The following is a 21386-nucleotide window of genomic DNA, read 5'->3' as shown; positions in this document are numbered from 1 at the left end:
CCCTGGCCTCTGCCTCTGCCAGGCGGCGAGAGCGAGCCCGCAACGACACAGGCCAGGGCCCAGGCAGTGCGCCCGCCACCGCTAGCCGAGACTACGTGAGGCACCGACAGGAGCCGTCTCGGAGCCAGGGCCTCCCCCGAGGGAGCGGGCCAGCATCTGGCGCAGCAGGCGCTTGCTCGGTCGGGCCTCGCTGCGCAGGCGAGGATTGGCCACCTCATCGATGCCGAAATTGATCAAAGCCAGCCCGGCCCCCAGCAGGGCAATACAGAGGCCCGGGGCAGCGAACCACCACCAGGCCCCCAGCAGCAAAGCATCGTTATTCTGGGCCCAGTAGAACATCGTGCCCCAGTCGACCACCGTCACATCGCCCAGACCCAGGAACTCCAGGCCGGCGGCAGCCAGAATCACATAGATCGCCGTGCCCACAAAACCCGCGGCCACAATGGCGATCTCATTCGGGAAAATCTCAAAGAAGATGATGCGCCAGGTTGACTCACCGCCAGAGCGGGCCGCCTCCACAAAATCGCGCCGGCGCAGCGACAGCGTCTGCGCGCGCAGCACCCGCGCCTGATAGGCCCAGCTTGTCAGGGTGATCACCACCGCCACCGTCAACGGCCCCTTAAAGGGCACGTAAGCGGCCAGCAGCACCGCCAGCGGGAAGCTCGGCAGCACCAGGAAGACATTGATCAGCAGCGAAAGCACCTCATCGACGATCCCCCCCAGGTAGCCGGCGCACAGGCCCACCAGGACCGAAATAGCCGTCACCACCAGGCCCGTGGCCATGCCCCAAAGGATCGAGACCCGCGTGCCCACCACCAACTGACTAAAGATATCCTGACCAGTCTGCGTCGTCCCCAGCCAGTGACTGGACGATGGCGGCACCAGCACATCGTTCGACAAAGCGCTCGGGTCCCTATGGATAAAAAACGGCCCAAAGATCGCCACCAGGAAGAAGAACCCCACAATGCATATCCCCACCATCGCCTTGCGATTGAGCGTAAAGATGCGCCATAGACTCATCCAGGGCCGCTCAGACACCGGAGTCGGAGCCAGTGCCGGGCCAGGCAGAGCAGCCGGTCCCAGCCCCGCCGTCGTACCCGCCCCTGCCCCCTGCTGAGGCTGGCTCAGGGGCGCGACCACTGGCTCTGGCGATTGCGGTAGCATAGCCATGATCGATCTCTCCTTCTCTCTCTCCGTCTGCGACTCTCACAGCACTGCTGCGCTCGCTGCGGACCACGTGGTTGCAGCCAACCGACCGCACCGTCGCCGTCCCCTTGCTGCGCTCACCACTCATCCGCCCCGAACCAGCCAGGCTAGCGCACGCGCGGATCAAGCACCAGATAGGCCAGGTCGGCCAGAAAATTGGCGCCCAGGACTGCCAGGGCAATCAGCAGGAAAATGCCCTGCAACAAGGGATAATCGGAATTCTGCGCAGCCTGCAACAAGGCGAAGCCCACGCCGGGATACGAAAAGACCACTTCTGTCAAGAGCGAGCCAGCCACCACAAAGCCCAGCGAAAGGGCGAAGCCGGTCACATTCGGCAGAATCGCATTGCGGGCCGCATAGGAGAACATCACCCGCCCCTCCTTGAGGCCCTTGGCCTCGGCCAGCAAGACATAGTCCTCGGTCAGGGTCGTAATCATGGCGTTGCGCATCCCGAGCATCCAGCCGGAGATCGAGGCCAGGACGATGGTAAAACCGGGCAGCAGAGCATGATTGAGCGCGCTCAGCAAGAAATCCGGTGTCAGCGCCACCGTCAAGGACGTATCGTAGCCGCCGTTCACCGGGAACCACCTCAAAGTATAGGCCAAGAGATAGAGCGCAATCAGCGCCAGCCAGAAGTAGGGAATGGCCGAGAAGAACGTCAAGAAAGGCGGCAGGACATTATCAAGGAACGAACCTCGTCGCCAGGCGATAAAGACGCCGAGCAGCGACCCCAAGACAAAGCTGATCAGCACAGACATCCCGACCAGGGCCAGGGTCCAGGGCAGCTCTTGAGCCAGGACCGTAGCCACGGGCGTCGGGAAGTAGGTAAAAGAAGTACCGAGATCACCGTGGAGCAGATTCCCCAGGTACTGAATATACTGCACCCAGAGCGGATCGTGCGAAATGCCAAACTGCAGTTCCAGAGCATGGATGGCCTGGGGTGTCATGCGCCCCTGGAAACGGGCCATCAGCGCCCCTGCTGGATCGCCCGGGATCAAGCGCGGGATAATAAAATTCAAGGTAATCGAGGCCCACAAGGCCACCAGGTAGAAGCCAAGGCGGCGCAGTACATGCCTCATTCTGGGTCCCCTTTCCTCCCAGCCGAGAGAGGCGGCGCAGCGCACAGCGAGCAACGGTGACCTGAGCGCTCACCAGCTGCTCTGCTGGGCGTGTCGGTGCGCACTGCCAATGCCTGCCGGGTGTTGGCCAAAGTCGCTCCTTTATTATCAGGAAAGCAAACCCGTTTGCCTGTCCGTTGCCATTTCGTTACCATCTCAATTCATGGCCAGTGCCAGCGGCCAGTGCCAGTGGCCAGTGCCAGTGGCCAGTGCCAGCGAACGAGCGAAAGCGAAAAGGAGCGCTATCGGAATAGGTGCCGAGCCGAAGGCTGATGGTCGGTGCCGTGCCTGGCTGCCGCCTGCTGACGAAGCCAGAGCGGCGGATTGGTCCAGGCGCTCCTCGGGAATGGGAAGCGGAGCGCCGGGCGGAGCGGGCCGTTGCGGAGGGAGGTGAGAGAGCCGCACCCGATCGGCCCGCTCACCTCACCTACGCACGGGGTTTCAGGCAACGGGCTTCAAATTCAAGGCCACCACTTCGGCATCGGGGAAGTCGAAGGGAGCCGGGGAAGCATAGGCATTATTCGCATCCGGCCAGCCGGTGAAATTGCGGCTGCTGTACTCGTACCAGGTTGCCCCATAGACCAGCGGAATGCTCGGCAGCTGCTCTACCATGATCTGCTGCAGACCATAGAGCGCCTGCTGCTGCAGCGTCTGATCAGTGGTTGTCGCGTACTGAGCCAGCAGCTTATCGGTCGTCGAGTCGATCCAGCGCTCCCAGTTGGAAGCCGCCGGCTTCCCGAGGGGAGCACTGTTCGTGCTATTGAGCAACGAATTATACAAGTAGAAGGGCGTCGGTCCTGGATTCGTCCAGGAGATCGCCATATCGTAGCTGCCCATCTGCAGAGCGCTGAAGTAGGCGTTGAAGGAAATCGAATTCACCTTCGCATCGATGCCGATGGTCTTCAGATTGTTCGCGATGATCTGGACCGCCGTCACCCAGTCAGTCCAGCCGGTCACCACATTGATCTGGAACGACAACTTCTTGCCGCTGCTATCGGCATAGATGCCATCCGACCCCTTATGGAAGCCAACGCTCTCCAGGAGCCGCTGTGACTGATTGGGGTCCTTGGCGAAGGAGACATTGGCGTACTTCGGATTCAGGTAGCTCTGGTTCTCGGGGAGCACCAGGCCAGTCGGGCTGGCCACCGGCTCGTAGCCGCTCTCGGCCACCTTGTAGATCTGCTCGCGATCGATGGCCGCGCTGATGGCCTGACGGACCGCCAGCTGATTGAACGGAGCCTTGGCCGTATTCAAATACAGCATCACAATATTGCGGTTGGGGAACCAGTAATGATTATGCGCAGGGTCCTTCGCCACATAGGTCTGCTGGATATTGGGCGTATAGAGGCCCGTCCAATCGACATCACCGCGGCTGAGCAGCAGCTCGGCGCTGGTATTCGAATCGAAGGCGGGATAGCGGATCTCGTCGACAGCCGGCTTACCGGGCTGCCAGTAGTTGGGGTTCTTCTTGAGCGTAATCAGCTGCGGCGAGAAGGACTTCAACATGAAGGGGCCGGTACCGACGGGATTAGCGTCGACGAACTTGGTTGGGTCGCCGGCGCTGGCATACTCATGCTTCGAGACGATCCAGGTCTGACCAGCCAGATACCAGAGGAGCGGCGTATAGGGGGCCTTCAAAGTAACGGTCACCGTCTGGTCATCGGGAGCCTGGACGCTCTGGAGATACTGCCAGAGGCCATTGCCGTCGGCTGTCGGATACTGCTTGAGCATCTGCAGCGTAAAGACCACATCCGCCGACGTGAAAGGCTGGCCATCCGACCACTTTACACCAGGGCGCAGGTGGAAGGTCAGGGTCTTGGCATCGTTGGAGAAATCGTAGCTCTGCGCCAGCCAGGGCGTGATCTGGCTATTCATGCGATTAAAGAAGAGCAGCGTCTCGTAGATCATGCCCTGCGAACCGTAGTTCGCGTTGGCCGAGTAGGGGCTAAAGCCGTTGGTGAAGTCACCTTTCGGGCTGGGCACGACCGTCAGCACGTGCGTCTTACTGGATGAGCTGCTAGTGCTTCCCTGCCCACAGGCAGCCAAGAGGAGCAACATGCTCAGCGCCAGCAGCGAGAGCACAACGCGCCCCAGGCCAGCCACAGAGCCAGGTCGTGGAGAAGAACGAGTGAGGCCGGTCTTATCGCACATAAGCGCACCTCCTTGGAAAGCGAATCGGACGTCGATTGAGCGAACAAAGCATCGTCTCATCGCGGTCAGCATTGGACCAGCCAGCCCTCCTGATCGGACTTCCAGGCCGAGTTCCTCCTGAGCTCAGCGGACCGCATCCGGCATCAGCCCCGAAATCAGCCGGATCTGACACCACCGCCATCCCCACTCGGCGCTGCCCCTCTGTCTGGCCGTCTGGCTCTCTGCAGCGGCAGCCCTGATGATAGCAGCGCCGAGCAAGGGAGAGGTGAGGAATCAACTCACCGCAAGCAAGGACGAAGGTCACGAAAGCGGGACAGCTTTCACGGATGAGTCCAGGTATAGGTGGACGTATCGTACTGCAACCCGTTCCTCTGGTAGGTAAACGAGTACGTGATCGTCTGCCCCGAACTCATCCCACCAGCCGTGTACTGCCACTGGCCGGCGCTGCTGTTGTAGCTCATCTGCACGTTCTGCTGGGCCTGGCCGGGGACCGTATAGTGCACGATCACATAGCCCGCCGTCCAGCCGCTCGGTTGAAACCAGAACTGCGCCTGAGTAGCACTCACGCTGTTCACTCCCTGGCTGAAGCCGCTGCCGCCCGAGGGCGTCGGTGTCGGCGTAGGGGTGGCAGCCGAAGAGCCTACCGTATAGGTATAGGTGGACGTATCGTACTGCAGCCCGCTCTTCTGGTACGTGAAGGAATAAGTGATAGTCTGTCCCGAGCTGACCCCACTGACTGTATACTGCCACTGGCCGGCGCTGCTGTTATAGCTCATCTGCACGTTCTGCTGAGCCTGACCGGGAATCGTGTAGTGCAGGATCACATAGCCCGCCGTCCAGCCACTCGGCTGAAACCAGAACTGCACCTGATTGCTACTGATGGCTTTGACTCCCTGTGTGAAGCCGCTGCCGCTGCCGCCGCTGGCCGTTGGTGTTGGGCTAGGGGTAGGAGTCGCAGTCGGCGTCACTGCCGAGCCATTGGCAGTATAGACGCGCACATAATCGACCAGCATAGGCACGCCGGGCTGAGTAGAAGAGGTCGGGCCGCCGCCGAAGGCAGCGGGGAAGCCACCGCCGATGGCCAGATCGAAGATGATGTAGAAAGCATGATCCACAGCATTGGCCCAGGTCGTGGCATCCACCTGATTGGCACTGACCGTAAAGTAGTTATTGCCATCCAGGTACCAGCGGATCTGCTCAGGCGAGACGCTGCGATCGATGATGACCGTATAGGTATGGAAGCCTGTCTGGCAGCCGGAGCAGGGCTTCTGACCGCTGCCGATACCATTTGGCTCATTGCAGGGGCCGCCGGGATAGGTGCCACAGTGCATCGTCCCGAAGACCGAGCTGAGGCCGTTGATATCCTCCATAATGTCGACCTCGCCATCGTTGGGCCAGTTATGGTCGGAGCGGTAAGGTGTACCGAGCATCCAGAAAGCCGGCCAGTAGCCCAGGGCAGCATTGCCGGAGACATTGGGCTGCTGCAGGGAGGCCGTCACCTCCAGCTCGCCGCCGGGAGGAGCAGCAAAGCTATCGTTAACCGTCTCAATGCGGCCCGAGGTCCAGTTGCCATTGGCATCGCGCAGGGGCGTGATGGCCAGGTGGCCATTGCCATCCAGGGAGACATTGGCCGTGCTATTAGTCGTCGTCTCGATCTCCCCAGTGCCATAGCCAGTGCCGATATCGTAGATCCACTGCGACGTATTCAGCGGAGAGCCTGCCGAGCCGCTAAACTCATCGCCCCAGACCTGGGTCCAGGTAGCAGCATGGGCCTGGGGGACTGTGCGGGCCACGAGGAACAGCCCGGTCGAAAGGCAGACCACCAGGGCACAGACGGCGAAGAGGAGCCACCTGAAGGGCAACCGACGGAAAGCGGAGCCGGAACGAGCAGGCTCATCAACATCCCTGTGAACTCTACGCTGAGATATCCGCATCCAATACTCCTTTCTTCTGCGGAAAAGTCATCAGCTGCACTGCAGCTGAGCTGGCAGCACGCCGTCGGCCAGAGAGAGAAGAGCCAGCGTCGCCGCGCCTGGCGCTCTGGCGGGCAAGCAGCGAGCGGACGCAGCCAACAGCAGTGCTGCAGTGCCGGCAGCAGCAACTGCGCCGGCAAGAGTGGCCAGCAGCCACAGCGCACTGGCCAGCCATCCACCTCCTTCCACCCCCTCCTTCCAGGCGGTACACTGGATGGCCAGACCAGCAGCGTGGTTGAGCCAGATAGCTGGTCTCCCTGCTTGTCCGTCTGTCTGTCTGCCAGCCAGCCAGTCTGTCTGGCTGCCGTCTGGCGGTCAGCAGAGGGCAGGACCCGGCGAGCCGAGCCGGGGCAGGCAAGACAGAGTCCCAGGCCCTGTATGCCTGAGCCGCTGCCAGGCGGCCCGGCTCACCGGCCAGCTTAGAAAGCAGGACAACAGTACGACAAGACATACTGTTCTCCGGCAGAGAGACGCATCCATGCGACTCAGACAAGACATCCTCTGGCAGAGCAAGCAAGCGTTATCTGGATGAAGCGCTCGCCTCGTGCGGTCCAACGCAACGCGGAAGGGCGAGCCGGTGTCAGGCAGGTACACTTGACGCTCGTACCACCAGGCTGGTATCGAGTTGTATATGAATGGCCCCGTCCAGGCGATAGGGAGCAGAGGCTTCGAGTACAGCTCCCGCGCGCGCACCCAGCTGATGGTCGGAGCCAGCGGCGGCAGTGGCCAGAGGCCCACCTGCCGGGGTCATCCCTGCCCCAGCCTGGCTATGCTTCCCGTCCTGGCTGGCCCGCGTGCGCGGGAGCACATGATCGGGATCGACCATCATCAAGAGCAGCTCGATGGCCTTCGCCCCCATCTGAGAGAACGGCTGGCGCACCGTTGTCAGCGGCGGGCGGACATGGGACGAGACCAGGTTATCATCGAAGCCGACCAGAGCGACATCCTGGGGAATCTGGATGCCCTGCTCCTCGGCTACTTCTAGAAAGCCGTAGGCCATCTGATCATTGGCCACAAAGATCGCCTCGGGCCAGCGCGTTCGCTCGCGGGCGAACAACTCGCGGGCACAGCGGCGGCCACTGGCGGGATCAAACTCGCCCTGCAGCAGCAGCTCGGGGTCAGGCGCGAGCCCGGCCTCATGCAGCGCCTGACAATAGCCCTCATAGCGCTCCTGGGCGCAGTAGTAGCGCTTCGGCCCCATCACATGGGCAATGCGCCGATAGCCCAGGTCGAGCAGGTGGCGAGTTGCCTGATAGCCCCCAGTGCGATTATCCACCCCCACCCACGGGCAAGGGAAATGCTCTGGCGGCTCCTGGTCATTGATCATGACCATCGGCAGCCCGCGCTCAAAATGCCTGAGCAAATGGGGGGTCAAATCGCAGGGCAGGATGGCCAGCAGGCCCGAGACCATACGCAGAGAGAGAATGCGATCGACGACGTCCGTGTGGGTAGGATTCTCAAAATTGATGCTGTAGAGGACCATCTCATAGGAGGTACGCTCGATATACTCCGCCACCCCACGCAGTATCTCCGGAATCGCTGGCCAGGTCAGCGGCGGGGTCAATACCCCAACCAGGCGCGTCTTGCCGCCGGCCAATCCTCGGGCCGTCACATTCGGCACAAAGTTGTATTCGCGCACCACCCGCATCACGCGCTCGCGCAGCTCCTGGCTGATCGCAGGATAATTATTCAGGACGCGCGAGACGCTCGACTTCGAGACCCCGGCCAGGCGGGCGATATCCTGGATGGTGAGCTTCTCATCCATTGTCCGTCTCTCCAACGTCTAAGGCTTTGGTTGTGCACCTGGTTCCTGCGCGGGTGGTGCCAGCTTCTGGAACCGGTTTCTGGCGAAACTATAACATTGAAACCGGTTTCCGTCAAGACTTCCGGGACTTTTTTTTCGCAACATTTTCGAGATTCGAAAGAGGAGGGAAAGAGGAGGATGAGGCCAGGGAAGCAGGCTCACTCTGAGCGGAGGCCGAAAGGGCCTGCTCTCTACATCCGCAGGCAGGTTGAGGGAGGGGGATGGGCCAGACTCCTGCCTGGCGACCGGTGGTGGCAGGGCTGGCCCAGAGGGTATTACTGGGTGCTGCAGGTTACTCCGTTCAGTGTGAAGCTCGTCGGGGGTGAGTTTGTGCCGTTCCAGGTACCGTTAAAGCCGGGGGCGCTCCCCAGCGTCGCTCCCGCCGGGATGGTGGCGTTATAGGACAAATTGGTAATGGTGACGGTGCTGCCTTGCTGACTGAAGCTGCCATTCCAGCCCTGGGTGACCGTCTGCCCGTTCGGGAAGGTGAACTTGAGCGTCCAGCCATTGATGGCCGTACTGCCCGTATTAGTGATGGAGATGCTGGCCCCAAAGCCACCAGGCCACTGGGCGGTAATGGCGTAGTGCACCCGGCAGCTCAGCCCGCTGGAAGGTGTCGGTGTTAAGGTCGGCGTCGGCGTGACAGCCGGAGTTGGTGACGGGGTCGGCGTCGGTGTCACTGTCGGCCTGGGAGTCGGCGTCGGGCTGGCCGCAGCGGTTGCTGTAGCGGTCGGCGTGACACCCGGCGTCGGCGTCGTGCCCGTGCCTGGGCTACCACCGGACTTCTGTTGCTGGTGCTGTGAGTGCTGCAGGAAGATGGCCAGCTCGGGGGCTCCGTGCGTTACACCGTAGATGCTGTCAGGATTACACGCAACGTACATCCAGAAGTTGTCTCCGTCGGCATCGTCCTGCTCCAGTGTGTTGTAAAACATGGTCCACCAGCCTGTCCGGTTGCCAACATCCGAGCGGCTGTTGAACTCTCCAAGGATAAACGGCTTGCCGACGACGTTGTGGGAATCGCTGACCCACTTGTTGATGACCTGCTGGGCCTGGCTCATGCTCAGGTTCGCCCAGCTCTCGGTCGGGTAGAAGTGGGCGGAAGTGAAATCGATATATGGAGATTGATGGATATAGACAAAAGGGTTACCGGAGTTGCCGCCGTAGCCGTATGCTGTTCCCTGGCCTTCGAGGCCAGTCCCCAGCATATGGTTCGGGTCGATGCCCTTGATGAAAGCGCCCATTGTGTCGACCCAGGCCCGCAGGGTAGTACCGGTTGTGCTCTCATCGGGGGTAGCGTTCTCGTAGCGTGGCTCGTTCATCAGCTCCCAGGCGAAGATGGTCGGCTCATCTTTGTAGGCAATGCCTGAGTAGTGATTGACATGATTGAGGGCATATGAAACGTAGTTCTTGTACTGGGTGAAGCAGCCTGGACACTGCTGCTGATTGAAGAAGCGCCAGCGGTTGGACTGGCCGGTGGGCAATCCTTCCCATTGCAGGCGGGTATCGATACCGCCATACGCCTCCCAGTAATTTTCGAAGACCGGAATAAGGCGGATGTTGTGCGCCTTGGCCGATTGGATGATGTAGTCAAATTCATCGAACTCAGCGACGTTGTAGACGCCCTTCGAAGGTTCGAAGCCGTGCCAGGTCTCGTGGTCAAACATCCAGGTACGCACGACCGTAATGCCGTCGCTCTGGGCGTTGCTAAAGTAGGCATCGATGGCAGCCTTGTCCATATATTTGTTCTCGATGTCATCCTGCGTGCTGCTACTGCTGCCATCGCCAAAGGTGAAGATGTCGTAGCTATTGGCTCCGGCGTAGTAGAACAGCTGGCCGTTGAGGCAGAAGTGGATGCCACAGCGGGTGACAAAGCCGGAGGCTGCTTGCGCGGCATGGCGCGGGCTTCCGATAAGCAGGAGGCTGCTGATGGCGGCGAGCACTGTGATGGTCGCACAGCCAAGCAGCGAGGAGAGGTAGCGGTAGGCTGGCTTCTTGTTACTGTTGCTGAACATACTGCGTCCTTTCTGGGCGGGGAGGTCCCTTTTGGCATTCCTTGCTAAGGGAGAGCATAGGGCTGCTTGCGCCGTAAGGCCAGAGCAGGTAGCGGACATCTGGCAGTCACTGTTTTGACAGCCAGGGCGGGAGCGGGAGGTCGGCCATGCAGGTCATCCTGCTTAGCCTCTCTGCTCTGGCAGCGTTAGCGTTGAGGACTTGACGGGAGCAGCGCCGTTGGCATTCAATGAAAAGCGGTACCGCTCTGCCTGGTACGAGCGGGCGAGCTGGGGCCCGGCGCTATTGAGACAAGCCTGGTTTTCCTCTTTCTGCAGGAGGCGAAAGGAGGTCTGTATCGATGTTGCATGAAGCACAGAGGCAGGCGTCATCTGTCTTGATTGGGACGGCGCTGCCGCGCCAGGACGGCGAGGCTAAAGTCAGCGGGCGTGCTCGCTATGCGGGCGATCGTTGGCCAGCGGGACTGCTGCATGCTCGTCTGGTAACCAGTCCCTACGTCCATGCCTTCATCCGACGCATCGATCCCGCAGCGGCCCTGGCTTTGCCGGGGGTGGTTGCCGTCTTCACTGCTGCCAATCTGGGCCTGCGGCCCTCGGACGGCAGTGTCCGCTCACTGGAGCCGCTGGCCAGTACCGAGGTCTGCTGGTGCGGCCATCCTGTGGCGCTGGTCGTTGCGGAGACGGAGGCGCTGGCCGAGGATGGGGCCGCTGCCGTCGAGGTTGATTATGAGCCATTGCCGGCTGTGCTCGATCCCGAGGCCGCCTGTCAGCCAGATGCTCCACGTGCCTGTTTGCAGCGCGATTTCCGCGAGACCCTGCGGCAGAGCCATGCGCTCTTTCTGCCGCCTGGCACTTCCCTGGAGGAGGAAGGTCTTTCGTTCAACGCTGCCGTACTTCCGCCGCTGCTTATGGGGAACATCGAGGAGGGTTGGCGAGAGGCAGAGGTCATTGTGGAGGAGCACTATAAGACTGCGCCCGTGCATCAATCCTACGTGGAACCGCAGACGGTCCTGGTTGTCCCCGATCCGCGCACCCGGCAGCTGGCGATCTATTCCAGTACGCAGGGGCTGCTCAACGCTCGTCGGGCAGTGGCGCTGGCGCTGGGCTTGTCCGAGCGGCAGATCCATGTAGAGCCGGTGCCGGTCGGTGGCGGTTTCGGGGGGAAGGAGGTGCTGCTAGAGCCACTGGTAGCGGCAGCAGCGTTGCAGTTGGGTCGACCGGTGCGCCTGGTCTACACGCGCCAAGAGGAGCTACTGGCCGGTAATCCAGCACCGCAGACCGCGATTACGGTAAAATTAGGAGCGCGCCGGGACGGGACCCTGACGGCCATCCAGGTGCGCCAGATCCTCGATTCGGGCGCCTATCCTTACCCGCTGGCAGGGTTGAGCGGCTTCCACTTCAGCAATCTCTATCGTTGCCCGCACCTTGCCATCCAGTCTTATTTGGTGCAAACGAACAAGCCGGGCAGTGCCGCTTACCGGGCCCCGACCGGTCCCCAGGCTTATTTTGCTCTGGAGTCGACGGTCGACGAGCTGTGTCGCCGTCTTGGGCTTGATCCGCTGGCATTCCGTCTGCGCCATGCCCTGCGTGAGGGGGACGCGCGTGTTTTGGGAGGTCGCTGGCCCCGTATCGGTCTGGTAGAGTGCCTGGAGGCAGTCGGAAACCATCCCCTCTGGAGCGAGCGCGAGCGGGCTCGGGGTGAGTTACCAGCGGAGCTAAGTGGCTGGAGAGTCGGCATCGGCCTGGCGGCTGGTGGCTGGCCGGGAGCTACCGAGCCTGCAGCGGCTCTCTGTCGCCTGGAGGACGATGGTAGCCTGACAGTCATCGTTGGCAGCGTGGATATCTCAGGTTCCGACGGCTCCCTGGCCCTGATCGCAGCGGAGATCTTGGGCCTGCCAGCGCGCTCGATTACGGTGATTCATGAGGGGACCGACACGATGCCTTACAGCGGCTTGACGGCTGGCAGTAAGACAACCTACGCCCTTGGCTCTGCCGTCCTGGCGGCGGCCCAGGATGCCCGCGAACAGATTCTGACCATCGCTTCGGAGTTGCTGGAGGCGGCGCGCGAGGATCTCGACCTGCGCGATGGGCGGGTCACGGTGCGCGGCGTTCCCGACAAGTATGTGACGCTCCGGCAGGTGGCGGCCAGTTCGACCAATTTCGGCGCTCGCTATGCCCCTGTTTTTGGCCGTGGTCGCTCGGCAAACGCTACGTCTGGTCCGATGTTTGCTGTGCATCTGGCGAAGGTGGCCGTCGATCCCGAGACAGGCGAGGTACGGGTACTGGACTACGTCGCGGCTCAGGATGTGGGACGCGCTTTGAACCGCGGCGAGGTGGAGGGCCAAATCTACGGAGGCGTGGCGCAGGGTATTGGCTGGGCCTTGCTGGAGCGGCTGGCCTATGGTGAGGAGGGCCAACTGCTCACAGGGACTTTGATGGACTACGCCCTGCCTCACTGCCAGGATGTGCCTCCGATTACACCGCTGATCATCGAGGTGCCGTGCGAGCTTGGCCCCTTCGGGGCCCGCGGGGCTGGCGAGCCCCCGGTCGTCCCAGTGGCCGCAGCCATTGGTAACGCCCTGCGCGACGCACTTGGACTACGCTTGACGGAGCTGCCTATGACCCCAGAGCGCATCGTACGGGCCTGGCAAGAGGCCAGCCAGCGGTGAGAGCAGCAGCAGGATGAAAAGATGGCCAGCCGTGGCGGAGGGTACTCTTCCCTCGCGGCCCACGGCTGGTTTTGCCCTGGCTTCGAATGCTTCTTCTCCTTCTCCTTTTTGCTCCTAGCGCTGTCCAGGTCGTATTTCGCCTCTCACTGGGGCCGGCGAACAATGGGTAGCGGCGCTATCAGTCCTAGCGCCGTTGTCGGCAGATCTGACGGCAGGCTGGCAGATGGCGCCGGGGTGGGAGCATAAGGTGAGCGCGGCAGCTGCTTTTCGATAAACTGGATATAGGAAGTTTTACAGACGCTTGCCGGCTGGTCTTCTGTGGCCACGCAGATCGCAGCGGTCAAATAGTTAGCGACGCCCAGGATATTCTTAGCCACGGGGGTGCCGGGATCAGTCAGTTGCAGGGCAATGTCGCGCTGGGACAGTCCGGTAAGGATGCCTGGATCAAAGCTCTGGCCCCGCACCAGGTAGAGGTTAGCAATATCGAGGAAAGGGATGCTGCCGTCAGGATTGAGGGAGCTAATGATCTGCTGCTGCGTCACTGTCGGCCCTTCTAGAGGGTGGCCTTCGCGGTCCTCCAGCTCAACCGGGGCAAAATCGAGGTAGTTGCTCTGGTAGGCGCTGCCATGAAAGGTAAACGTTGCGGTATTTGGGTAAGCATCTGTATCAGAGGAAGTTGTCTCTGGCAGCTGGCTGAAGGTGCCAAAGCGACTGAGGGCTACGACGACTGGCCAGCGCTCCGCGGCACAGTAAGGGCAGAATTCGGCCCCCCAATAGAAGAACTCCGGCTTACTGCCAGATCCGCGCAGCATTGGGCGATCAGCAATGACGCGCAGAGGGTTCGACAGGTCACCGGTGCCTACTTTAGAGAATTGGCTGTCATTGATGAGAGCCAGATTGTTCATGACCTGCGGGTCTGTCGCAGAGCGGCTAGCGTTGGTGTGAGTGGTCAAGTTCTGGTAGCTGAGAAAGAGGAAGAGGCCGACGATGGCACCGATCAAGATCAAAGTGGCACCGACCAGCCACCAACGGTAGGCGCGCCAGCTTGAAACACCTCGCCGTCGGCCTGCCCGCTGCAGCTGCCTGGGAAGCGTCCCTTTGGGCCTGGCCTCAGTTTGCACATGCTTGCTGACGGAACCGGTGGAGGCTTGAGATGTGCGCCCCAGCGAGCGCGTTTGTGAGGTGGGAGGATTTGCTCGCTTTCTGGATGCGGATGAAGACATAGTTCTCTCTTCCCTGAATGCAGAATTGTCGACTGTCCTTCCTTGAACAAGGCTCGCTTTTGCCTGAGCAAGCGGCGTCAGCGAGATGGTAGGCGATATTCACATTATAGCATGAAGACCCTGCCTGGTGATGCGTCTGCCGGGCAGTTGCCTCTGTTTGCGCGGACGACGGCCACTCTTTTCTTCGATTCAGTCTGGCTGCCTGGCTCCGTTTCTGCTTGAAGGCAGGTTTCCGAGTGTGGGCCAGGTCTTCGCTTGCCCACCCTGGGGAATTGGCGGATTGGCTCGGGCAGAGGGCCGTCCTAGCCAGAGGGCAGCAGCTGCCACCAGGGAGTGGCGCAGCGATGCAGGACACGAGCGATTGTCTGTAGGGTAGCCACTCCCTCCTGTGCCAGCCAGCGCTCCAGAGCGGCACTTCCCTCCCTGGCATAGAGAGAGATCCCTTCTTGCCAGAGGGCGCGGCCACAGACCATGCCGCAGAAGGGAACGCCGGCCTCAGCGGTTAGCTCCAGCAGCTCGCAGACAGTAGCGGCGCTGTAGCCTGCGCTCAAGTAGACAAGAGGCTTCGAAGCAGCAATTCCCACGGCACGTAGCAGCTCGATGGCCTCCTCACGCGAGTAGGCCGGCGTGGATGCCCTGCAGCTCCGCAGCCCGGCGGTGTAGGTCGGTACGATGGGCCACTCTACTTTCAGAACATCGACGCCGTAGCGTGGCTGTCCAAACTCGGCCACGGTGAGAACGACGTAGGTCGGCTTGGCCTGGGCAAAGTTCAGCTCGGCGTCCTCCTCAGCTATCTCCTTGCCAGGATAGACGAGCGGCTCCAGGAAGAAAGGCACTTCCAGGGCCTGGCACTCGGCCCCTATGCGCTCGACATAAGCCTGCTTGACGCGATTGATGTCTGGACTATCGAAGGGATTATAGTGCAGCAAAACCTTGATAGCCTGGGCCCCAACCTCCACCAAGCGTCGTACGCTATAGTCAGGGATCACCTCGGGAGGTTCATAGCGGCCATTGGCGCTATAGCCAGAGCGCTCGTAAGCGAGTATCACGCCTGTGCTGGGATGGCGTACCGCCAGGGCATCCAGACCATACTCGGGATCAAGTAGGACCGCGCTCGCATAGGGAGAGAGAATGCGCGTGACCAGGCGCTTAAAGGTGCCCAGGTCAGAGGCGCTGACCTCCTCGTGCGAGCCGCGGGCCACGGCCAAAGCCTGAGCCAGATTCGTGCGGTGGTCAATGGCTAGGGCAGTAATGATGCCGTGCTCATCGGCACAGGACCGCAACCTCTTCAGCTTATTTCGCATGTTTTCAATGCTCGTATAGTTCAGATCTTCTCTTCTATACACAGCGACCTCTCCTCTTTCTACCGTGAGACTCTCCATTGCGGTTTTACTGCGCGTTGCCGAATAGCTGCTTCTCAGTTTACCTCACGTAGGCAGACTGGGCGATGTTCCTGTAAAGAGCGTTGCGCTGCCAGGGCGATAGCCACCGGGGCGCGGCCATCGTAGCCGCTGACAGGCACAGGCTGGTCACTCAGGACCGCATCGACAAAGGCTTGCAGCTCGGCGGCGAAGCTTTCGGTATAGCGCTCCATGAAGAAATGCAAAGGAAGATCGCGTCGCACACCGTGATGGTCGCTGATGACTGCCGTGTTGGGATAGGCATTGTCGATGGCGATGCTTCCTTCACTGCCGAACAGCTCGATGCGTTGATCATAGCCATAGCGAGCGCGGCGGCTATTGCTGATCGTGGCGATCGTCCCATTGGTGAAACGCAGCATCACGGCAGCGTGGGCCACGTCCCCAGCCAGGGCAATTTCTGGTTCATTCAGGTTATGGGCCAAAGCAAAGACCTCCTCGACCTCGCTGCCCAGCAGGAAGCGGGCCATATCGAAGTCATGGATTGTCATATCGAGGAACAACCCGCCAGAGGCCCGGAGATAAGCAGCCGGTGGGGGGGTGGGATCACGGCTTGTAATGTGGAGCATCAACGGTAAGCCGATCTCCCCTTGCTCAACAGCCCGCCTGACACGGCGGAAATTTGCGTCAAAGCGGCGATTAAAGCCTGTCTGTAGTTTGACTCCTGCTTGCTCAACGGTAGCCAGTGCTCGATCGATCGTCTCCAGGTCAAGGGCCAGCGGCTTCTCGCAAAAGATATGCTTCCCAGAGCGAGCAGCTTCCTGAACAAGCTGGGCATGGGTATCTGTCGGTGAGCAGATCAGAACGGCCTTGATCTGTGGATCTGCCAGGATTTCCCGATAGTCTGAGCAGAAGCGAGGTATACCGCACTCGCGAGCGCAGGACTCGGCAGCCTCAGCACAGGCATCGGCTACGGCCAGCAGCCGAGCGTGTGAAAGACGTCTCGTCACATGGTGAGCATGGAGGCGTCCGATCCGTCCTGCACCGATTAAACCAACGGTCAGCTGTTTAACAGTCATCCCGTCATCCTTTCCTATGGTTTGCCTGCTCTTGTTCTCTCATTGCTCGTTTCGGCAGCGGGTTGACAAGTCTTGCTGAGGGCGAGTATCTTGCTCTCCTTCCCTTTGACTCTCTTCTAAGCAAAGGGTCAGCCAACTGAGCTGAACTAGAGGCCAAGCTTGCGCAAGTACTGGCGATTGCGCAGGGCACTGAGATAGGGGCTGCCCATACCGGGCAACACATCCTGCTCGACGACGATCCAGCCCTGATAGCCGTGCTGGCGGAGCCAGGTCACCACTGCCGGGAATGGAACCATCCCTTGCCCTAGCTCGCAGAAGAGACCGTGGCGCAGTGCGGTAAAGTAGTCCCAGCCATGAGTGCGGGCCTCTTGTGCCACTGCTGGTGAGCAGTCTTTAAAATGGAGGTGCCAGATGCGTAGACCAAAGCGGCGCAGGGCCTCCTCGATCAGCTCTGGCTCGCTGCTGCCGCTGCCGTAGAGGTAGTGGCCGGTATCGAGAGCCAGACCAATGAGGCTCGGATCTGTCAGCTCCAGAAAGTGAGCGATCTCCGCGGGTGTTTCCACATAGCCAGCGCAATGATGATGGAAGGCTGTGCGTAGTCCTGTGGACTCGTAGACGACACGAGCAACGATCTCGCTGTTGCGTGCGAAGATGCGCCACTCGCGAGGGGTCAGTCCCTGGGCAGGGGAAATGCGTCCAGCGCAGGACGTTCGGAGAGGATCACGGCCATTCTCGTCGGCCAGGAGCAAGAGCGGTCGCCAGGCGGCTCCCGTGGCCTGGGAGACTGCGGCGAGCAAACTGGCAATGCGCAGGACCTGCTCCAGTCCTGCCCGCAGTGCGCTCATCTTCTTGAGCATCACGGGGACAAAGGCCGCCACGAGTGTCAACTCGCGTCTGTACAGCTCTGCGGCCAGGTGATCTGCCACCGTAGGCAGATAGCCCCAGTCTCCTAATTCTGTTCCTTCATAGCCAGTGGCTCGTAGCTCATCCAGCATCTGCCCCCAGGGAATGGCCGGCTTCTGCGTCTGGGCCTCATCGAACTCCAGCGTTCCCCACGAGCAGGGCGCGTTTGCGATGCGAATCTGCTCCGTTGCCATTTCTTCCCACCTTGCAGCAAAAGATCGATCGGCGATCGTCATATGCTCGCCATATGCCCGTCATATGCCATCCAACCCGCGCTTCAAGACCACGCACTCGTTCTCCCGCCATACATCGGTAGCACCTTCTTCATCGTTGCCGGCAGACACCTGACTTGCACCCCCATACCGACAAGGGCAATCAATCAATCGGCAGAGGAGCAGCAGCCACCCTTACATCTATTCTCTGGCTATAGGAAGCAGCGTTCCGTAGCGCGCATGGTCTCCCATTCGAGGCGAGCAGCCTGGACCTGGGGGTTGGAGCTTACCTCTGCCACAGTCACATCCCACCAGCTTTCATAAGAGGGGACACCCTCATAGCGGTCGCACGGCACATAAATCACTGTCGTGCGATCCATTGCATGAGCGGTTTCCAGGGCGGCGACCACGTCGGCGGTATTGCGGCAGCGGATCACATAAGCGCCCAGGCTACGAGCATTTTCTGCCAGATCAACGGGCAGCGGCACTACCTCGGAGCCGGCTTCATCGCCGGGCAAGCGTCCATTCTGGGGATAGACATAGCGTGTCCCGAAGCCTCCCTGGCCGAGCGAGCGGCTCAGCGAGCCGATACTCTTGAAGCCCTGGTTATCGAAGAGCACGATAACCAGCTTATAGCCCTCCTGAATCGAGGTGACAATTTCCCCATTCATCATCAGATAGGAGCCATCGCCGACCAGGACATAGACCTCCCGTTCGGGAGCAGCCATTTTTGTTCCGAGGCCACCGGCGATCTCGTAGCCCATGCAGCTATAGCCATACTCCAGGTGAAACTGCTTCGGATGACGTGTTCGCCAGAGCTTATGCAAATCACCCGGCAAGCTTCCGGCGGCACAGACCACGATCCCTTCGGGAGAGCCATATTCATTGACAGCCCCAATCAGCTCGCCCTGTGAGGGTAGCGGCCCATGACGCAGGCCATAGATGCGCGAAACCTCAGCCTCCCACTCGCAATGCAGAGCCTCGGCACATTGTCGATACTCGGGCGGCACCCGGTAGCCTGCTAGCAGCGGCAGCAGCTCATCGAGCGTTGCGCGGGCATCTCCCACCAGCGAGAGGGCCGAGTGCTTCGCTGCATCGAACTCCGATACATTGATATTGATGAAACGCACTGCTGGATGCCGGAAAGCGGTCTTGGAAGCTGTCGTAAAGTCGCTATAGCGTGTTCCAATCCCGATAATCAGGTCGGCCTCGCGGGCCAGGCGATTCGCCGCGAACGTACCCGTAGCGCCGATTGCTCCCAGATTGAGTGGATGATCAAAGCGCAGGCTGCCCTTCCCAGCCATCGTCTCGGCTACAGGAATGCCCGTCTCAGCTATCAAGCGTTCCAAGAGCGTCCAGGCTTCAGCATAGATCACGCCGCCACCGGCGATAATCAGAGGGCGCTGGCTGGCCCGTATCCAGGCGGCGGCCTCCTCTAGCTGTCGCCGATCTGGCCGCGGGCGGGGGACAGGCCAGACCCGTTTACGGAAAAAAGCCTCCGGGTACGTATAGGCCTCCGTCTGCACATCTTGGGGCAAAGCCAGGGTCACCGCGCCCGTCTCCACGGGACTCGTCAGCACACGCATTGCTTCAGGCAAGGCAGTCAGCAGCTGCTCCGGGCGCGTGATACGATCCCAGTAGCGACTCACTGGCTTGAAGCAGTCATTGACCGAGATATCCTGGCTATGTTCTGACTCCAACTGCTGCAGCACCGGAGCCACATTGCGTCGGGCAAAGAAATCGCCAGGCAACAACAGCACAGGAAGCCGGTTAATGGTAGCGGTGGCGGCACCGGTGACCATATTTGTGGCCCCTGGCCCGATCGAGGAGGTGCAGGCAAAGGTTTGCAGGCGGTTCTTGACTTTTGCGTAGGCAATGGCCGTATGGACCATTGCTTGCTCGTTACGCGCCTGGTAATAGCGGAAATCGGGCATCTCCTGGAGGGCCTGGCCAATGCCCGCTACATTGCCGTGGCCAAAGATCCCAAAGCAGCCAGCAAAAAAAGGCTGCTCTACACCGTCGCGCTCTACATACTGATTGCGCAGGAAAGCAATCAGCGCCTGGGCCATAGTCATGCGTCGGCCAGTGTGCTCACTCATCGTTCTCCTCCGAGTAATCGGCTCGCTCACAGTCAACGCGCTCGCTGGCAAGGAAACAAGGAGGAGGTGCAAGCAGGCGGCTGGACTCCGCGTCTTGTCGCAACCGCTCCCTGGTCCCACATTCGTCTGACACTTGCCCTGCTCATGTGTTTCCCCCCGTTCTATGGACAGCTCAGGACAGCTCAGGACAGCTCAGGACAGCTCAGGACAGCTCAGCAGTTCTTCCTAGAAGCCACCGTGTTCCTCGATGAAGGCCAGTACCTCAGCGTAGGTTGGCATAAAATCGGCGCAGCCATGCCGCGTTACCAGGATCGCCCCGCAGGCGTTTCCCAAACGTGCAGCCCGATACCAATCCCAGCCCTGCAGTAAGCCGTAGAGCAGGCCGGCAGCGAAGGCGTCACCAGCGCCCAGAATATTCCGAATGACTACAGGAAATCCAGGTATCTCCAGGCAGCGTGGAGAGCCGTGCCGGTTCTCCAATGGTGCCAGATGAACCCGCGAGCCGCGAGCGCCCCGCTTCTCCACCAGCGCTTGTGGTCCGCGACGCAGCATCTCCTGGATGGCCTCCTCGACATTGCCACACACGCGGGCGTCGGAGATCTGCGAGTGCGCCACCTGCACCTGTCCAGGATCGCGCAGCAAGGCCGCTTTGATCTCATCCTCAGTACCGATTACCAGATTGACCAGCGGCAGCGTCGAGCGGATTGCCACCCCGAAGGCGCGCTGGTCATGCCACTGGTCAGGACGATAATCGATATCCAGAGCTACCATCACACCCTGCTCGTGAGCCAGCTCGGCAGCAAAGAGTGTGGCGCTACGACTCGGCTCCTTGCTCAATCCGGTACCAGTGATGAGCAAGACGCGGCACTCACCGAGCGGTGTCGCCAGCACATCGTCGATCGTCAGTTCAATGTCAGCGCAGTGATCCCGATAGTAGGTGAGCGGGAAGCGGTCTGGCGGCTGGATTCCTAGCACCACAGCGCTACTCCGATACCCTGGCTTGCGCGCTACATACCGTGTCTCCACGCCCTCGCGAGCCAGGAAACGGAGGATAAAATTGCCCACCTGATCATCGCCAACGGCAGTCAACAGCGCCGAGCGCAATCCCAGCCGCCGGACCCCCACACAGATATTTGTGGGACAACCGCCAACATAGGCAGCAAAACTTTTAATTTCCTCAAACGGCGCTCCGATGTCGTTGGAGTACAGGTCGAGAGAGGAGCGCCCTATAGCAACGAGATCATAAGCAGGCTGCTGTCGCTGCCCTCGCTCCATCGACAAGCCTCCCTTGTGATCTGATCACCTCTGGCCGAATGGAGACGCTCACGCCCACCACACTGGCCTATCTCAAATAAGGAGAGCCTGACTCAAGCTTGCACCGCATCTTTATGATCTGACCACCAGTCTCATACACCGCGCTCCAGACCCCTGGCTCTCTGCCGTCTCCCATTTGTCTCAGATCGCCTGCTTGATCTGTCCTGCGGACAAGCGTCTGTACGATCAGGCGAGCGACGGCGATAGCTCTTGCGCTCTTACCTGCCCTACAGCGCTCTGGCCAGATCTGAGCCGGCCCAACGGTCGC

15 protein-coding genes are annotated in these 21386 nt (G+C 60.7%); 1 reads left to right on the top strand and 14 read right to left on the bottom strand.

What is annotated here, in order from left to right:
• Positions 1-81: 81 nt before the first annotated feature.
• The 8 genes from N688_RS09030 to N688_RS09000 all read right to left on the bottom strand — a co-directional run bounded on the left by N688_RS09030 (position 82) and on the right by N688_RS09000 (position 10264).
• Positions 82-1170, bottom strand: coding sequence for an ABC transporter permease (locus N688_RS09030; protein ID WP_141727752.1), 1089 nt, complete (start codon positions 1168-1170; stop codon positions 82-84).
• Between the two features lie 143 nt (positions 1171-1313).
• Positions 1314-2285 carry an ABC transporter permease gene (locus N688_RS09025; RefSeq protein WP_052888972.1) on the bottom strand — a complete coding sequence of 324 codons (972 nt, stop codon included), beginning with the start codon at positions 2283-2285 and terminating at the stop codon, positions 1314-1316.
• 195 nt (positions 2286-2480) lie between these two features.
• A complete protein-coding gene (locus tag N688_RS22740; protein WP_156025354.1) occupies positions 2481-2729 on the bottom strand; it encodes a hypothetical protein in 249 nt (82 codons plus the stop codon).
• A 36-nt stretch (positions 2730-2765) separates the two neighbouring features.
• A complete protein-coding gene (locus tag N688_RS09020) occupies positions 2766-4475 on the bottom strand; it encodes an ABC transporter substrate-binding protein (protein WP_052888971.1) in 1710 nt (569 codons plus the stop codon).
• Positions 4476-4795: 320 nt separating this feature from the next.
• Positions 4796-6409, bottom strand: a complete 1614-nt coding sequence (locus N688_RS09015) for a glycoside hydrolase family 16 protein (protein ID WP_069804146.1) — start codon at positions 6407-6409, stop codon at positions 4796-4798.
• A 30-nt stretch (positions 6410-6439) separates the two neighbouring features.
• Positions 6440-6637, bottom strand: a complete 198-nt coding sequence (locus N688_RS09010) for a hypothetical protein (RefSeq protein ID WP_052888969.1) — start codon at positions 6635-6637, stop codon at positions 6440-6442.
• 391 nt (positions 6638-7028) lie between these two features.
• Positions 7029-8213 (bottom strand): LacI family DNA-binding transcriptional regulator, encoded by a 1185-nt coding sequence (locus N688_RS09005; RefSeq protein ID WP_052888968.1) that lies wholly within the window; start codon positions 8211-8213, stop codon positions 7029-7031.
• Between the two features lie 314 nt (positions 8214-8527).
• Entirely contained in the window at positions 8528-10264 is a 1737-nt protein-coding gene (locus N688_RS09000) for a cellulose binding domain-containing protein (protein ID WP_052888967.1), read from the bottom strand.
• Between the two features lie 338 nt (positions 10265-10602).
• On the opposite strand from N688_RS09000, the gene N688_RS08995 reads away from it, so the two are divergent.
• On the top strand, positions 10603-12930 hold the full coding sequence (locus tag N688_RS08995) for a xanthine dehydrogenase family protein molybdopterin-binding subunit (protein WP_052888966.1): 2328 nt from the start codon (positions 10603-10605) through the stop codon (positions 12928-12930).
• A 143-nt stretch (positions 12931-13073) separates the two neighbouring features.
• Here N688_RS08995 and N688_RS08990 read toward each other — a convergent pair whose 3' ends face one another.
• From N688_RS08990 to iolC, 6 genes are all read right to left on the bottom strand, one after another.
• Entirely contained in the window at positions 13074-14153 is a 1080-nt protein-coding gene (locus N688_RS08990; RefSeq protein ID WP_081838665.1) for a DUF929 family protein, read from the bottom strand.
• A gap of 302 nt (positions 14154-14455) precedes the next feature.
• Positions 14456-15499, bottom strand: coding sequence for a tagatose 1,6-diphosphate aldolase (locus N688_RS08985; RefSeq protein ID WP_202901878.1), 1044 nt, complete (start codon positions 15497-15499; stop codon positions 14456-14458).
• 71 nt (positions 15500-15570) lie between these two features.
• Positions 15571-16590 (bottom strand): inositol 2-dehydrogenase, encoded by a 1020-nt coding sequence (gene iolG, locus N688_RS08980; RefSeq protein WP_052888964.1) that lies wholly within the window; start codon positions 16588-16590, stop codon positions 15571-15573.
• A gap of 146 nt (positions 16591-16736) precedes the next feature.
• Positions 16737-17687, bottom strand: coding sequence for a TIM barrel protein (locus tag N688_RS08975; protein WP_052888963.1), 951 nt, complete (start codon positions 17685-17687; stop codon positions 16737-16739).
• A gap of 230 nt (positions 17688-17917) precedes the next feature.
• Positions 17918-19804 (bottom strand): 3D-(3,5/4)-trihydroxycyclohexane-1,2-dione acylhydrolase (decyclizing), encoded by a 1887-nt coding sequence (gene iolD, locus N688_RS08970; RefSeq protein ID WP_052888962.1) that lies wholly within the window; start codon positions 19802-19804, stop codon positions 17918-17920.
• 225 nt (positions 19805-20029) lie between these two features.
• Positions 20030-21079, bottom strand: coding sequence for a 5-dehydro-2-deoxygluconokinase (iolC, locus tag N688_RS08965; RefSeq protein WP_052888961.1), 1050 nt, complete (start codon positions 21077-21079; stop codon positions 20030-20032).
• Positions 21080-21386: the final 307 nt, after the last annotated feature.

Source organism: Thermogemmatispora carboxidivorans, assembly GCF_000702505.1.
Lineage (GTDB): Bacteria > Chloroflexota > Ktedonobacteria > Ktedonobacterales > Ktedonobacteraceae > Thermogemmatispora > Thermogemmatispora carboxidivorans.
Note: the sequence above shows the minus strand (reverse complement) of the source record. Positions and strands in the feature narration are given on the sequence as shown.

Bases quoted from the DNA above. Each gene is read 5' to 3' on its own strand.
- N688_RS09030 (WP_141727752.1), bottom strand. From the start codon at position 1,170: ATGGCTATGCTACCGCAATCGCCAGAGCCAGTGGTCGCGCCCCTGAGC.
- N688_RS09025 (WP_052888972.1), bottom strand. From the start codon at position 2,285: ATGAGGCATGTACTGCGCCGCCTTGGCTTCTACCTGGTGGCCTTGTGG.
- N688_RS09020 (WP_052888971.1), bottom strand. From the start codon at position 4,475: ATGTGCGATAAGACCGGCCTCACTCGTTCTTCTCCACGACCTGGCTCT.
- N688_RS09015 (WP_069804146.1), bottom strand. From the start codon at position 6,409: ATGCGGATATCTCAGCGTAGAGTTCACAGGGATGTTGATGAGCCTGCT.
- N688_RS09005 (WP_052888968.1), bottom strand. From the start codon at position 8,213: ATGGATGAGAAGCTCACCATCCAGGATATCGCCCGCCTGGCCGGGGTC.
- N688_RS09000 (WP_052888967.1), bottom strand. From the start codon at position 10,264: ATGTTCAGCAACAGTAACAAGAAGCCAGCCTACCGCTACCTCTCCTCG.
- N688_RS08995 (WP_052888966.1), top strand. From the start codon at position 10,603: ATGTTGCATGAAGCACAGAGGCAGGCGTCATCTGTCTTGATTGGGACG.
- N688_RS08990 (WP_081838665.1), bottom strand. From the start codon at position 14,153: ATGTCTTCATCCGCATCCAGAAAGCGAGCAAATCCTCCCACCTCACAA.
- iolG (WP_052888964.1), bottom strand. From the start codon at position 16,590: ATGACTGTTAAACAGCTGACCGTTGGTTTAATCGGTGCAGGACGGATC.
- N688_RS08975 (WP_052888963.1), bottom strand. From the start codon at position 17,687: ATGGCAACGGAGCAGATTCGCATCGCAAACGCGCCCTGCTCGTGGGGA.
- iolD (WP_052888962.1), bottom strand. From the start codon at position 19,804: ATGAGTGAGCACACTGGCCGACGCATGACTATGGCCCAGGCGCTGATT.
- iolC (WP_052888961.1), bottom strand. From the start codon at position 21,079: ATGGAGCGAGGGCAGCGACAGCAGCCTGCTTATGATCTCGTTGCTATA.